At 44.9% G+C, this 14,259-nt stretch carries 12 protein-coding genes and 2 tRNA genes; 5 read left to right on the top strand and 9 right to left on the bottom strand.

Translation table 11 applies throughout. The features are described from left to right. Positions 1-275: 275 nt before the first annotated feature. From GTQ48_RS04625 to GTQ48_RS04660, 8 genes are all read right to left on the bottom strand, one after another. Positions 276-968 (bottom strand): electron transport complex subunit E, encoded by a 693-nt coding sequence (locus tag GTQ48_RS04625; RefSeq protein ID WP_163105367.1) that lies wholly within the window; start codon positions 966-968, stop codon positions 276-278. Next, positions 965-1,660 (bottom strand): electron transport complex subunit RsxG, encoded by a 696-nt coding sequence (gene rsxG, locus GTQ48_RS04630; RefSeq protein WP_203565088.1) that lies wholly within the window; start codon positions 1,658-1,660, stop codon positions 965-967. The genes GTQ48_RS04625 and rsxG overlap by 4 nt, the downstream gene beginning before the upstream one ends. Then, positions 1,660-2,763, bottom strand: a complete 1,104-nt coding sequence (rsxD, locus tag GTQ48_RS04635; RefSeq protein WP_163105368.1) for an electron transport complex subunit RsxD — start codon at positions 2,761-2,763, stop codon at positions 1,660-1,662. The genes rsxG and rsxD overlap by 1 nt, the downstream gene beginning before the upstream one ends. Then, on the bottom strand, positions 2,760-5,150 hold the full coding sequence (gene rsxC / locus GTQ48_RS04640; protein WP_163105369.1) for an electron transport complex subunit RsxC: 2,391 nt from the start codon (positions 5,148-5,150) through the stop codon (positions 2,760-2,762). Before rsxC ends, rsxD begins: the two co-directional genes overlap by 4 nt. Positions 5,151-5,152: 2 nt before the next feature. After that, complete coding sequence (gene rsxB, locus GTQ48_RS04645) at positions 5,153-5,722, bottom strand: electron transport complex subunit RsxB (protein WP_032094506.1); 570 nt, start codon at positions 5,720-5,722, stop codon at positions 5,153-5,155. Further along, the gene (gene rsxA, locus GTQ48_RS04650; RefSeq protein WP_032094593.1) at positions 5,722-6,303 is read right to left on the bottom strand and encodes an electron transport complex subunit RsxA; all 582 of its coding nucleotides are present in this window, start codon (positions 6,301-6,303) and stop codon (positions 5,722-5,724) included. Before rsxA ends, rsxB begins: the two co-directional genes overlap by 1 nt. A 269-nt stretch (positions 6,304-6,572) precedes the next feature. Next, positions 6,573-6,649: transfer RNA gene (locus tag GTQ48_RS04655), tRNA-Asn, on the bottom strand. A gap of 26 nt (positions 6,650-6,675) precedes the next feature. After that, a tRNA-Asn gene (locus tag GTQ48_RS04660) sits at positions 6,676-6,752 on the bottom strand. A 1,292-nt stretch (positions 6,753-8,044) separates the two neighbouring features. Here GTQ48_RS04660 and GTQ48_RS04665 point away from each other — a divergent pair. The 5 genes from GTQ48_RS04665 (at position 8,045) to GTQ48_RS04685 (ending at position 13,435) form a co-directional block, all read left to right on the top strand. Continuing rightward, on the top strand, positions 8,045-9,448 hold the full coding sequence (locus tag GTQ48_RS04665) for an MATE family efflux transporter (protein ID WP_338023280.1): 1,404 nt from the start codon (positions 8,045-8,047) through the stop codon (positions 9,446-9,448). A 10-nt stretch (positions 9,449-9,458) separates the two neighbouring features. Beyond that, complete coding sequence (gene uvrB, locus GTQ48_RS04670) at positions 9,459-11,474, top strand: excinuclease ABC subunit UvrB (RefSeq protein WP_163105370.1); 2,016 nt, start codon at positions 9,459-9,461, stop codon at positions 11,472-11,474. Positions 11,475-11,651: 177 nt separating this feature from the next. Beyond that, a complete protein-coding gene (locus tag GTQ48_RS04675; RefSeq protein ID WP_032094509.1) occupies positions 11,652-12,578 on the top strand; it encodes a LysR family transcriptional regulator in 927 nt (308 codons plus the stop codon). Positions 12,579-12,647: 69 nt separating this feature from the next. Beyond that, the gene (locus GTQ48_RS04680; RefSeq protein WP_338023281.1) at positions 12,648-13,049 is read left to right on the top strand and encodes a hypothetical protein; all 402 of its coding nucleotides are present in this window, start codon (positions 12,648-12,650) and stop codon (positions 13,047-13,049) included. Next, the gene (locus tag GTQ48_RS04685) at positions 13,034-13,435 is read left to right on the top strand and encodes a hypothetical protein (RefSeq protein ID WP_163105371.1); all 402 of its coding nucleotides are present in this window, start codon (positions 13,034-13,036) and stop codon (positions 13,433-13,435) included. Before GTQ48_RS04680 ends, GTQ48_RS04685 begins: the two co-directional genes overlap by 16 nt. Positions 13,436-13,528: 93 nt before the next feature. On the opposite strand, the gene queC is transcribed toward GTQ48_RS04685, so the two are convergent. After that, on the bottom strand, positions 13,529-14,185 hold the full coding sequence (queC, locus tag GTQ48_RS04690; RefSeq protein WP_163105372.1) for a 7-cyano-7-deazaguanine synthase QueC: 657 nt from the start codon (positions 14,183-14,185) through the stop codon (positions 13,529-13,531). Positions 14,186-14,259: the final 74 nt, after the last annotated feature.

Below are 14,259 nucleotides of genomic sequence, written 5' to 3' on the forward strand. Positions count from 1 at the left end.
CGATCTTTGTTGTACGAGTTTTGGGCTAAATGGAAGCATTTTAATCGCGAAACAGTCCTGTAGGCCTAGTGGGCTAAGTCAAAGGGCTGTGACAAAGAGTGAAATGCTTCTATAACGCCCCCTTCGGGCAGCGCCTGTGAGCTATTTACCCTGCGTTGAATAGTTTCGATTTAGCCCGCTAGACCTTCAACCATTCGCCTTGTTTAAATAGCTCACAGACCGCTGCAAAAATGTACAGTAAAGATCAACACGCCCTAGGACCGGTCCGCTGATGGCTATGTTTCTGCGGTAATTCTCACCCGTTCAGCTTTCGCTTTCGGTGTTGTCTCTTTTTCAGCGATTTTCGCATCTATCATGTTTTTGACTGCGATTAATAAGCCCATGGCTAAAAACGCGCCGGGCGGCAAAATGGCAAGTAAAAAAGGGCTGTCTGTTTCAAACAGCGTGATTGTCCAGTTTTGTGCGACCTCACCGAATAGCCTATCGGCACCGGTAAACAAGGTACCCGCACCTAAAATTTCCCTGAGACCGCCTAAAATTACGAGAACTGCGGTAAACCCAAGCCCCATCATTACGCCGTCGTAGGCTGAAGCGAGAGGTTGATTCTTGGAAGCAAATGCTTCTGCGCGGCCAATAATGGCGCAGTTAGTTACAATGAGAGGGATGAATATTCCCAGTGCCAAATACAGGTCGTAGGTGTAGGCGTTCATCAGTAACTGAACAATAGTGACGAATGAGGCGATGATCATAACGAATACGGGAATACGGATTTCGTTACGCACAATATTACGCACAAGCGACACAGTAACGTTGCTGCCAATAAGAACAAGCATGGTCGCCAAACCTAGCCCTAACCCGTTTATAAAGGTAGAGGTGACTGCAAGTAATGGACATAGCCCGAGAAGCTGGACTAAAGCCGGGTTATTCTTCCATAGGCCTTGAAGCGATAAATCGCGAAAATCTGTCATGATGGCTGTTCCTGACTGTCGGCGTTTATATCATTACCGATTCGGCATTGATTGGGGGCTTCAAATAAGCGAGTCTGATTCTCTTCCACGTAAATCAGTGTATTTTTAACGGTATTAACCACCGCTCGAGGGGTAATTGTTGCCCCTGTAAATTGATCGAACTCACCACCGTCTTTTTTTACCTGCCACGGCGCGAGGTTATCACTAGAAAAGTCTTTTCCTGCGAATGTTTTTATCCAGTCGCTAACGGCAAGCTCTACCTTATCACCAAGTCCTGGTGTCTCTTTATGCTCAACAACACGAACACCCAGTACATTGAGATTTACATCAACGCCAATAACCATGTCGATGTTGCCGCTATATCCATCAGGGGCTGTGGCTTGTACAACAAGCCCACTAGGTTGACCATTTAGGCGCGCTCGATATACAGCATGATTGCCAGGACCAAGGGCCGAAGAATCAATAACAGTACAGTCGGCGTATAGCGGGTTAGTGTGCAGTGAACTTGGCACCACTTCGTTAAGTACACTCAAAAGCTTACGTCTTTTTTGCTCTTCAATAGTGTCTTTTGTACCAAAGAAAGTAACGGCAATAAGTGCGGTAGTCACAATCGCGAAGGCACCTAGCATCGCGCCGTTTTTAATCAGGCTATCTTTTATCGGGTTATTTTTAAAAAAGCTGCCTTTTGACATTACTTAGCCCCCCGTTTGCTACTCACATTTTTTCCATAAACGCGTGGGCGTGTGTAGTAGTCAATTAAGGGCACGGCCATGTTCATGATAATAACTGCAAACGCTACGGCGTCGGGGTAACCACCAAATACACGGATAATAACGACCCAAAATCCAATAGCAGCACCAAAAATGATACGGCCCTTTGGGGTGGTGGATGCCGACACGGGGTCGGTGGCAATAAAAAATGCACCAACAATGACAGCGCCGTTGAGTAAATGAAATAGAGGTGAAGCGTATAGGTCGCCGTTAACTAAGTGCAGTGCGGCTGCGCAAACAAACACACTAATTACCATGCTGCCAGGAATATGCCAGCTAATTACGCGGGTTTTCACTAAGCCCAGACCGCCAAGTAGGTAAGCGAGACTAACCCAGCCCCAACCAGCACCTGCTGCATCAAATAGGCTACCGTCAAATGTGGGTTTCGCTAATGACTCTGAGTATGTGAGCCCCTGCGTTAAATCGGTTTTCAATGTATCTAGAGGCGTGGCCATAGTGACTCCGTCAACCATAGATGCGCCCCCGGCTACCGTTCTTAGTTGAGTAACATCATAGCCGCTGGTGGTAAATCCGGTAAAAATAAGTGATGCCGAGTCGAGAAAGCTAGGCGTAATGGCGGCATGCGTTGCAGCAGGAAGCCACAAACTCATCGCTGCCGGAAACGAGATAAGTAGCACCACGTACGCTATCATGGCGGGATTGAATATATTAAAACCAAGCCCACCGTAAACTTGTTTTGCAACGGCAATGGCAAAAAATACACCTATAATAGTCATCCACCAAGGTAGGGTAGGCGGAATACTGATAGCGATAAGCAGGCCCGTTAGCACTGCACTATAATCAGTAAGCGTTCTCTCAATGGGGCGCTTTCGCAAATACAATATCACGCCTTCAAATATGAGCGCGCTAGCCACAGCGATGATAGCTTGAATAAGCATACCCCAGCCAAAAAACCACGACTGCGCTATCATGCCAGGGATCATGGCATAAATGACTATGCGCATGACTTGGCCCGTATCTCGTTTTACGCGCTGATGTGGTGAGCTTGATAAACTTAATTTCATTTCAACTCTTTCTCTTTATCAATAGCTGCTTTTTTGGCTTTGGCTTTTGCCACCGCAGCTGCAATTCGCGCTTTCTTCGCATCTGCGGCACTTTTAACATCTCCACCACTGTTAGAATTTACGGTACTCTCCTTTTGTGGATGGTGATTTTGTGAACCGTGCTCTTGCGAAGCAGTCTCTTCTTTATTACTCGGTGTGCTGATGCTTTCGTTTTTTGACACCTCAGCGGCCTCACTACTGTCTCTTTTGCTGATATGGCGTTCTTCACCGCTGGCTTTGCTTATTGCACCGCTATTAATGCTCTGCTTTGCACTGGCTTTTTTCGCTTTTGCTTTAGCCACCGCAGCTGCAATTCGGGCTTTTTTCTGGTCAGCTTCACTTAAAGGCGTATCATTTACCCCGGTGTCACCCGTGGTGCTCTCAAGTTCCGCTTCTTTAGCGGGCTCAGATTTAGAATGCTCAGCTTCAGAAGGCTTAGCTTCGAAAGATGCGGTCTCATCGCTAGATGGCGCGGATGACTGTTGAGCTGCCTTTTTCGCTTTAGCTCTCGCTATTGCAGCAGCAATCTTCGCTTTTTTATCATCAACGTCCGTTGTGCCCGAAGGTGACGCCTCGGATGCGTCTGCCGCCCGAGCTTCTTTCTTTGCTTTTGCTCTGGCAATAGCGGCCGCAACTTGCGCCTTTTTATCGCTACCAGATGCGTCGCCTGAGCCGCCGCTTGAATCCACTGCTGATACCGGGGCGCTTTCTTGCGTCTTAGCATCAGGTTGGGTTTGATTACTGACATTGCTTTGCAGCGCTGCTTTTTTAGCTTTAGCTCGTGCAAGTGCCGCCGCCACTTTGTCTTTGGTGTCACTCGCCGGTTGTGCTGGCGCGTCAGTGTTTGCCGATTTAGCTTGATTTGCTGCGAGTCGCGCCTCTTTTGCTCTGCGATGCTTTTCTTCTCTTTCGCGTTTTTCCCGCTCTAGGCGCTCATTTCTGGCTTCAAATCGCTGCTTAGCTTTTTCAGCTTTATTCTTTTCATCTCGTTGGGTGCGAATATCAGCTTTAGCCTGTCTGTAGTAGTGCACCAGTGGAATTTCACTCGGGCATACATACGCACATGCACCGCACTCTATGCAGTCGAATAAGTCGTATTCTTCGGCTTTGTCATACTCTTTGGCTTTCGCATGCCAAAACATTTGCTGCGGCAGTAAGGACGCTGGACAAGCATCAGCACAGGCGCTGCATCTAATACAAGGACGCTCAGCATTGTCGTCTACCAGTTCTTTTTTGCTGGGTACTAGCAAGCAGTTTGTTGTTTTTATAATAGGAATGGTGGCATCTGATAACGTGAACCCCATCATAGGGCCGCCCATTACCACTTTAGGTGCTTTTTGTTTTTTGGGATTGTACTGGGCCTGTTCAAGTAAATGAGCAACAGGTGTACCAATAAGTGCTTTGAAATTGCCTGGCTGTTTAACGGCTTCTCCCGTCACCGTCACCACTCGCTCTACGAGAGGCTTTCCCTGCAAAATGGCATCGGCTACTGCGTAGCAAGTACCGACGTTAAACATGACCACGCCGATATCAACAGGTAAGCCGTCGCGGGGAACCTCTCTGCCAGTGAGCACTTGAATAAGCTGTTTTTCGCCGCCGGCAGGGTACTTTGTTTCCACACTAACAACTCGGTAAGCCTCTTTGTCTTGGCAGGCAATGTTTAATGCCTGAAGCGCTTCCGGTTTGTTGTCTTCAATAGCGACAATAATGGCCTTGGGATTAATAAGGTGCGCTAATATGTCGAGCCCTTGCCTAATTTGCCAGGCATGCTCTCTCATCAGTCGGTCGTCTGATGTGATATAGGGCTCACACTCAATGCCATTTAGCACCAAAAACTCCACAGGCTTCGATGTTGATGTTTTTATATGTGTTGGAAACCCTGCGCCGCCCATTCCAGAAATACCTGCTTGGCAGATATGGTTAATTAATTCGTTTTTATTAACCTCAGTGTAATTAGGAATAGGACTTAAATCGCACCATGTATCATTTCCGTCAGGTTTCAATGTGATACACATCTCCGTTAACCCACTCGGGTGGGCAACAACATGTGGTGCGATTGCGATAATTTCGCCGGATGTCGGCGCGTGCACAGGCACCGCGAATGGCGTTGCGCTTTGCGACAGTATTTGCCCTTTTTGCACCTTATCACCCACTTCAACGCAGCAAGTACCATCAGAGCCAATATGCTGACGCATAGGAATAATAAGATGCGCTGGTAAAGAGGGCACTTGTATGGTCGTTGTATTGGATAACGATTTCTTATCGTCGGGGTGCACGCCACCTGGAAACGAGTAAAGCTTGTTATTGTTCAGCGTTTCAATAATGGAATCAAAGCTTGGAGATAACACGATTAAGACACCATTTTTATTGGAATGTCACCTTTCGGTGATGAAGAAAAATCCCAGTTCCAAGTAGACGTTGTTTGAACCAATGGAACCATATCAATGCAGTCTACGGGGCAGGGATCAACACATAAATCGCAACCGGTACATTCATCGACAATCACGGTGTGCATATGTTTCGCAGCCCCTAAAATAGCGTCTACTGGACAGGCCTGAATGCACTTTGTACATCCAATACATTCGTCTTCGCGAATGAACGCTACTTTTTTTGTATCTTCTTCACCGTGAGCAGCATCAAGGGGTTTAGCTTCAACGCCCATTAAATCCGCAAGCTTTTTGATTGTTGATTCACCACCGGGAGGACATTTATTAATATCATCCCCGTTAGCAATGGCTTCGGCGTAGGGTTTACATCCTGGGTAGCCGCATTGACCGCATTGCGTTTGAGGCAGAACTTCGTCAATTTGTTCTACAAGTGGGTCGCCTTCAACATGAAAACGAATACTGGCGTAGCCAAGAATAAGGCCAAAGATAACGGCAAGAACACCAATGGTAATAACAGCAAATGAAATAGACATTACACTTTCACCAACCCGCTAAACCCCATAAAGGCGAGGGACATTAAACCTGCTGTTATCATTGCAATGGAGGCACCTTTAAAGGAAACGGGCACATCTGCGGCCGCAAGGCGCTCTCGCATTGCGGCGAATAAAATAAGCACTAATGAAAAGCCAAGGGCTGCGCCGAATCCATAAATAAGGCTCTGCATAAAGTTGTGCTGTTCAGTTAGGTTGAGTAACGCCACGCCAAGCACTGCGCAGTTAGTGGTGATTAGAGGGAGAAAAATACCCAATAGTCTGTAAAGCGTAGGACTCGTTTTGTGCACTACCATTTCAGTAAATTGAACAACTACTGCGATGACTAAAATAAAGGCAAGGGTGCGAAGATAACTTAGCCCAAGTGGAGCCAATAAATAGGTTTCAACGAGATAGCTTGAAGCAGACGCTAACGTGAGCACAAATGTGGTTGCCATAGACATGCCCATAGCCGTTTCCAGCTTGCTTGAAACGCCCATAAACGGACACAAGCCCAAGAACTTCACCAATACGAAGTTGTTTACTAATACTGTGCCAATCAATAGCAGTAAAAAATCAGTCATGAAAAACCCAAATGAAAAACCAAAAGAAACGCTCTAGAAGGCGAGGGGGCCTTTGGTAAATTTTATGCGTGCTCTATTCGCAAATTAATAAGACAAAATAACAGCGCTATTATCGCTTTTTACAGCCGGTTTAACAACTTGATTGAATTAGGGTAATTTAATGAATTTGATGCAAATAAAGAAAATATGAAAGAGATAAACAAGAAGTGAAGAAAAGGAGTGTCTAAAGAACGTATTGATGATTTGGATGCGACTTGGAGCCAATCAAGTGGCTCCCCCTCCCCGACTCGAACGGGGGACCTGCGGATTAACAGTCCGTCGCTCTAACCAACTGAGCTAAGGGGGAATTGACACTTAATTTGCTGCTGAAGTTGGCTCCCCCTCCCCGACTCGAACGGGGGACCTGCGGATTAACAGTCCGTCGCTCTAACCAACTGAGCTAAGGGGGACCTGTGCTTCAACGGGGGCGAATATTAAAGAGGTACTTAGTTGCTGTCAACAATATATCTAAAATATTTGTACTGACTGCACAAAAAATAACTTTTTAACGTCTTGATGCTTAATTTGTCACCAATGGGTCAAAATTAATGATTAATTAGTGAACGGAGGCCGCAATATCACCTTTGTTACGTTTTTGCGGTCGCTTAAACAATACGCTTCAAATGTTTTGTTTTTTATATCCCATTACTTGAAATTACTATAACAAAATAGAATAAAAAAAAGCTTTGATACTGATATTATATACAGTCTTTAATAAAACTGTAACCTGAACGTAAGGATTAAAAGGTTAGTCACTACTTACCTTTTATTTTCCTTTTAGGTCATGAAATCCCGCCAAATATGGTCTTGCGTTAGTTATCCACTAAATCTGTGGATAACTATGTTGATAGATTGATTTGGTGCTAATTCAATGCACGATCCTTATCCTTTTGATCTCTATTTTAAATTGCATGTAACTTATAAAAATCAATTAAAAACAATAGCTTGAATCTATATTTGTGATCTCAGCATAAGATCGAAATAGATCTCATGGACAAAATTTAGCTTGTGTGTTAATTCAACGACTGTCTAAATGCTATGCAGCTAAATTTATGTTTTATCAGAGGTTGTTACATTTCAGTAACAATATTTACGTGCTGCTAAAGCTTCGAATTTTGAGTGCAATAGGCTAAAAAGCCTGTTTTGCTGATGCATAAGGTAGGAATGTACTATCAACATCGATAGCTGATACAGAATAGATGATTAAAAATAGGGTATTTTACTAACAAAGATTAATTTTGGTGGCTAAATATACATTTCGATGAATTTGCCCCCAAATCTAGCTCGAGGGTAAGAAATAACGCTGTTTTTAATTATTGTTACCAAGCGGTGTTTGCGTTCTAAGAATTGTTAACATGTGGCTTAGTATCAAGAGAAGTCCAGTATTAGTTAAGCCTAGTATCAAGTCAATCGAGAGAGTCGTCTCCTCTTTCACTCTAAAAAATTGCAGCAGACGTTTTCAACCCATAGTTCATCGTGTTGACGTGGCGTAACGATGGGTACTCTTTTACACTGATGAATCGATGGTGCGTTTGCCGAAATCGGCAATGCAAGCGCGACAAAGCAAGCTCGGCAATGCTCGCGCAAGCAGCTCGCGTACATACAGCATCATCATTACACGCAAAACACCGTCATCGCATTGTGCGCTTTATACACGTAAAATTATCAGTGAGCGCTTAAACACCATGAATCAGGAGCATAAGTGATAAAAAATCAGTCATCCTCAAAAGCGTCTAATCTTTTAGAGGGAAATATAGCGTCCACGTTAAAGCGTATGACCATCCCCATGATTTTGGGCATGATAATGATGATGAGCTTCGGCTTAATTGATACGTTTTTCGTTAGCTTGCTAGGCACTGAGCAATTAGCAGCGATAAGCTTTACATTCCCAGTGACGTTTACGGTGATCAGTTTAACTATCGGCCTAGGTATTGGTACTTCTGCAATAATTGGCCGGCTGCAGGGCAGTAAAGAAATAGAGAAGTCGAAACTTTACGCTACCGGTTCTTTAATGCTGTCAGCAATGTTGGTTGGCGTGTTGGCTACCATAGGTTTCTTTTCTATAACGCCCGTATTTTCTTTATTAAACGCTTCTGACCGACTCATGCCTTATATCTCTGACTACATGGGGCTGTGGTACGTGTCGAGCGTATTTCTTGCTCTACCCATGGTTGGAAATAGCGTGTTGCGCGCCTGCGGTGATACCAAAACACCGAGCATAGTGATGGCCTCTGTTGGCGGTTTAAACGCTTTGTTAGACCCTTTATTTATTTTTGGCTTTGGTCCAATTCCCGCGATGGAAATTCAGGGCGCGGCACTTGCCACATTTATTGCCTGGCTCGTTGGGGCGTGTTGGATAATTTATATACTGGCAGTACGCCGCAAATTAATGCTGCCTCGTTTGCTGACGCTGAATGAACTTCGCAGCAGCAGCCGAGACATTCTGAAAATTGGTTTACCCGCTGCAGGTGCCAATATGCTCACGCCAATTGCTGGTGGCGTAATGACTGCAATAGTGGCGAGTTATGGCGCAGAAGCCGTTGCCGCGTGGGGAGTGGGAAATCGAATGGAGTCTATTGCAAGTATCGTTGTGCTTGCGCTATCAATGACGTTGCCTCCTTTTATCAGTCAAAACGTAGGTGCACTGCAAATTAAGCGAGTGAAACGCGCCTATTCCATCACCTTGAAGTTCGTATTGATATGGCAGTTTATTGTCTTTCTGGCTATGTGGGGATTATCAGGGGGGATAGCGCAAGCTTTTGCTCATGAGGCTGAAGTGGGCAGTTTAATACAATTGTTTTTAATGATTGTACCCCTAGGTTATGGCATGCAGGGAGTTATTGTTCTGACTAACTCATCGTTAAATGCAATGCATCGCCCGATGACCGCACTTGTTCTCAGTGTCATCCGCTTATTCGTTTTTTTCGTACCCATTAGCGTTTTAGGAAGTTATTTGTATGGTCTACAAGGATTATTCGTCGGTAATGTGATTGCTAATGTGGCAATGGCAGGCGTATCACTCTTAGTATTTAAAAGAGCCGTAGCGCAGGCCGTAACTAAAGAGCATGCTAATTTAGTTGACGCCAACCCAGTTAGCTCAAAATAAAGGTGTAGTAATGAGTAGAGGTTTCGAACTTCATTCGAAATATAAACCCGACGGTGACCAGCCCGCTGCGATTGAGGCGCTAGTCGACGGATTGGAAAGTGGTTTAGCAGGTCAAACACTGCTTGGTGTAACGGGCTCTGGTAAAACGTTCACCATGGCCAATGTGATTAAAGAAGTGCAGCGTCCTACGCTGATTCTTGCTCACAACAAAACATTGGCAGCTCAGCTTTATGGGGAAATGAAAGACTTTTTCCCCAATAACGCCGTTGAGTATTTCGTGTCTTACTACGATTACTATCAACCCGAAGCCTATGTGCCGAGCACAGATACATTTATTGAAAAAGATGCGTCGATAAACGATCACATAGAACAAATGCGTTTGTCTGCGACAAAAGCGCTTATGGAGCGTCGAGACGTTGTCATTATCGCAAGTGTTTCCGCCATATACGGCTTAGGCGACCCCGAATCCTACATGAAAATGCTGCTGCATCTTCGCCAAGGCGACACGATGGATCAGCGTGACATACTGCGCCGACTTGCTGAACTTCAATACAAACGAAATGATTTGGCGTTTGAGCGAGGTACGTTTCGCGTTCGCGGTGATGTTATTGACATTTTTCCTGCTGACTCTGAAAAGCAAGCCGTTCGCGTTGAGCTGTTTGACGATGAGATAGACAAGATAAGTTTATTTGATCCATTAACGGGTGCAGTGGACAAATCTGTCGTGCGGGCCACGGTTTTCCCTAAGACTCACTATGTGACGCCAAGAGAAAAAATTCTCAATGCGATTGAGCATATAAAAGTTGAATTGGGCGAGCGCAAAACGCAGCTGCAAGAAGCGAACAAACTTATTGAAGAGCAGAGAATTTCTCAACGTACCCAATTTGATATCGAAATGATGATGGAATTAGGGTATTGCTCGGGTATAGAGAACTATTCTCGCTACCTCTCTGGTCGTGCACCAGGTGAGCCGCCTCCAACCTTACTCGATTATTTTCCCGCCGACGGACTGATGTTTATCGATGAGTCTCACGTGACCGTTTCTCAGGTTGGCGCCATGTACCGTGGTGATCGCTCTCGCAAAGAAACATTGGTTGAGTTTGGCTTCAGACTGCCGTCGGCCCTTGATAACCGACCGCTGAAATTTGAAGAATTTGAGCAAATTTGTCCTCAGACTATTTATGTTTCTGCCACCCCTGGCGATTACGAGCTGAAAAAAACCGAAGGTGACATTGTTGAACAGGTGGTGCGACCTACCGGGCTTCTCGATCCAATTATTGAAGTTCGGCCCGTGGCTACGCAGGTGGATGACGTGTTGTCCGAAATCCACAAGCGTGTTGCGCTAGATGAACGAGTGCTTATTACCACGCTAACAAAACGCATGGCTGAAGATTTAAGTGAGTACTTAAACGAGCACGGCGTAAGGGTGCGATACCTCCATTCTGATATCGATACGGTAGAGCGAATTGAAATTATTCGCGACTTACGCCTAGGCAAATTTGATGTGTTGGTGGGCATTAACCTGCTAAGGGAAGGGTTGGACATGCCGGAGGTGTCATTAGTTGCAATCTTAGATGCAGACAAAGAAGGCTTCTTACGTGCAGAGCGCTCGTTAATTCAAACCATAGGTCGTGCCGCCCGTCATTTAAATGGTCGCGCTATTTTGTATGGAGACAAAATAACGAAATCTATGCGCAAAGCGATAGATGAAACTGATAGGCGTCGCGAGAAGCAGTTAGCACACAATAAAGCCAACAACATCACGCCAATGCGTTTGAATAAGCCAATTACGGATATTATGGACTTAGGGGAAGGCGCGCATTCTGCGTCTGGTAAGGTTCGACTGCGTAAGGTTGAAGAGAAAAATAAACAGAAAAAAGCGGCGAATGCGACGGATCTTATGGACCAAATCGCAGAGCTTGAAAAACAGATGTTCGAATATGCCAGAGAGTTGGAGTTTGAAAAAGCAGCTTCCCTTCGCGATGATGTAGAGGCTTTAAGAAAGCAAGTAGTCGCTTTGTCTTAAGCACTTTTCAGGCCGCGTGTTCTTCAGTATTAAGCTGAATAACACGCGGTAGGCGGGCAAGTCGTTATAATGTGCAACATTGCGATGAAAAGACTCAATTTGTCGTTGTAATACCCTGTGTTGTTTCATATAGTTAGTGGAAGAGTATCAATAACTATACCTAAAACAGGTGCTACTATGCTAAATCGTCTCCAAGAATCGGATATAAAGTTACTACGCGTTTTTTATGCAGTAGCAAGTTGTAATGGATTTACGGCGGCTGAACCAGTATTACGAATGCAGCGACCAAACATAAGCGCGGCAATCAAAAAGTTAGAGGAACGGCTAGATCTTGTGCTTTGCCACCGAGGGCGGGGCGGGTTTCAAATGACTAAAGAAGGCGAAGTTGTTTTTCAAGAAACCAAGCGCATTTTTAATGCTTTCGATAACTTTGTCTTTAACCTCAAGTCGTTACACGATGATTATTCAGGTCACATTACCCTTGTATTAATGGCTGGCTTACCACTTTCCATGCATCTAGCAGTGAGTAAAGCGGTTAAGAGCACCATGAAAAAGTTTGATGATATTCACGTAAATATTCAAACTCGTCTTTACAACGAAGTAGAGCATGTGGCGCTATCAGGCGAATGTCATTTGGTTGTGTCTACCTACGACATGGTGAAACCTGAATCAGTGACTTTCCACCCAGTGGGTTTGAACGTTGAAGGCCGGTTGTATTGTTCTCCTACTCATGTGCTAGCGAAATATCGAGATACTGAGCTTCCTGATAATGTGAATATTGAAGATTATCCCGCTATCGGAATTTCTGGTCTGTCATCAGCAAACTACATTGAAGATGAGTCGAGGCTAGCTATTCAAACATTCTCAGATTCTTTTGACGCCTCAATGTCGGCAATAATGACAGGCGAGTACGTAGGCCTTTTACCGGATTATATGGCGAAAGAGCAGGGCGCTGCGCTTGGGCTCGTGCCTATCGCCAATGGCAGCCTATTTAACTTCAGTCATGAATTGTTTGTAATGAACGGTAAAAATACACGATTGAACCCCGTGTTGCGCCACTGCATTAAAGAGCTAAGTTACTTTATTGCTGAAAGCCAAAAGTAGTCGCATTCTTTCGTCCTATCAAAAGTGCTTAGATTTGCGCTCTAGTAATAACTAAATCGGAGCCAAGCAGTGCAAGCCATTAAGAAAGTGGGTCTTTTTTACAGCGTAAAACTGCTTTCTTTCTTTTTGGGTTTGTACGGCTGCTTTGTTCTTCATCAGTTATTGGAAGTGCCTATTGTGGTAAGTGCAGCTTCAATAGGGCTTATGGGCAGCATTCTTCCCACTACCACTCAATTTCAACATCATCCACAGGCCGCCATGTATGCAGGCGCGTTTGCGGGCATGTGCTCGTCTGATGTTATTAGCTCTCCTTATGAACTTGTTGTTATTAGCCTCATTGGGGCGGCAATTTATACATCGCTAAAAAATCATTTTATTGGCGTTGGGGGAAAGCTAGGTGCAATTGCCTTTGTGTCTGTCGCAAGTGTCGTGCTTTGTACAATGGTGATTGGTAAGTGGGTGTCTGGATAGTGTTAGTGCTACTCTTTGCTATTTTAGGGGGTGTTATTACGTATAAGCTGTCTATTTTACGTTGGATGAATGCTATTCGAGCAAGCAGTACCTGTACGTTAATATGTTACGTACTGTTGGCTTACACAGCAGGCACAGAGACGGCAAATACGTATACCAGCATTTTTTTTGGCGGAAGCTTTGTTGGAATGACATCATCACATCGCCTATCAAGTAAAGGCGTCGTGGCGGCGGCGTGTCTATTTGGAGTTATTAGCTCGCTGTTGCTACCCTTTCTTGAGGGCGTTGGCGGAGCATTAGGGGTTTGCGCTTTCATTTCAGTGTCAGCAGTACATCTGACGAAAATGGCAGCGACACGCCTATCTCTTAAAATGAGAAACCCCTAAAAATAAAGCAGGGGGCACTTCGTTCAGCTAGATGCCTCCAACTAGAAGCGCTTAGGCCTCTAGTTGGACTCTAAAAGGATAAGTAACCTTTTATTACTCGTACTCTAACGGGTCGGTGGCGTTATTGTCTCTAAAGGCTTCTAGTCGTTCTTCGCAAGCACCACATTTGCCGCAGGCTTTTTCTCGGCCGTTGTAACATGTCCATGTCTTACCGTAATCAAGCCCCATATTTAGCCCATCAGTTAAAATAGCCGTTTTACTTTCATCAATGTAGGGGGTGACAATTTCCACAGGGGTGTAGTTTGCAATACCGCACACATCATTCATTCGATGCACAAACTCTGGTCTGCAATCTGGGTAAATTGCATGGTCTCCAGCGTGGGCACCGTAATACACTTCTTTTGCTTCCAGGCTTACTGCGTAACCTACTGCAAGGGAAAGCAAAATCATGTTGCGGTTAGGTACAACCGTCTGCTTCATGCTTGGCTCTTCGTAGTGACCCTCTGGAACCTCAATATCAGAAGTCAGTGCAGAGCCACCTATCAGAGAATTAATTGCACTAATATCAACAATCTTATGAGGTACGGCTAGTGAATCACACACACTCGCGGCATAATCGAGCTCTTTTTTATGGCGCTGACCATAATTAAAACTAAGGGCATGTACTTTTTTTCCTTCACGCAGTGCTTTATGCAGCACAGTGAAAGAATCCATACCCCCAGAGTAAATAACAACAACGTTTTCTGACATAGATTTTCACGAATTAAGAAATAATGTCAGAATTTTATGTGATCCTTGGTAAAATCCCAACATACAATCGTTAA

It is taken from the genome of Alteromonas genovensis (assembly GCF_010500895.1).
GTDB classification, from domain to species: Bacteria; Pseudomonadota; Gammaproteobacteria; order Enterobacterales; family Alteromonadaceae; genus Alteromonas; species Alteromonas genovensis.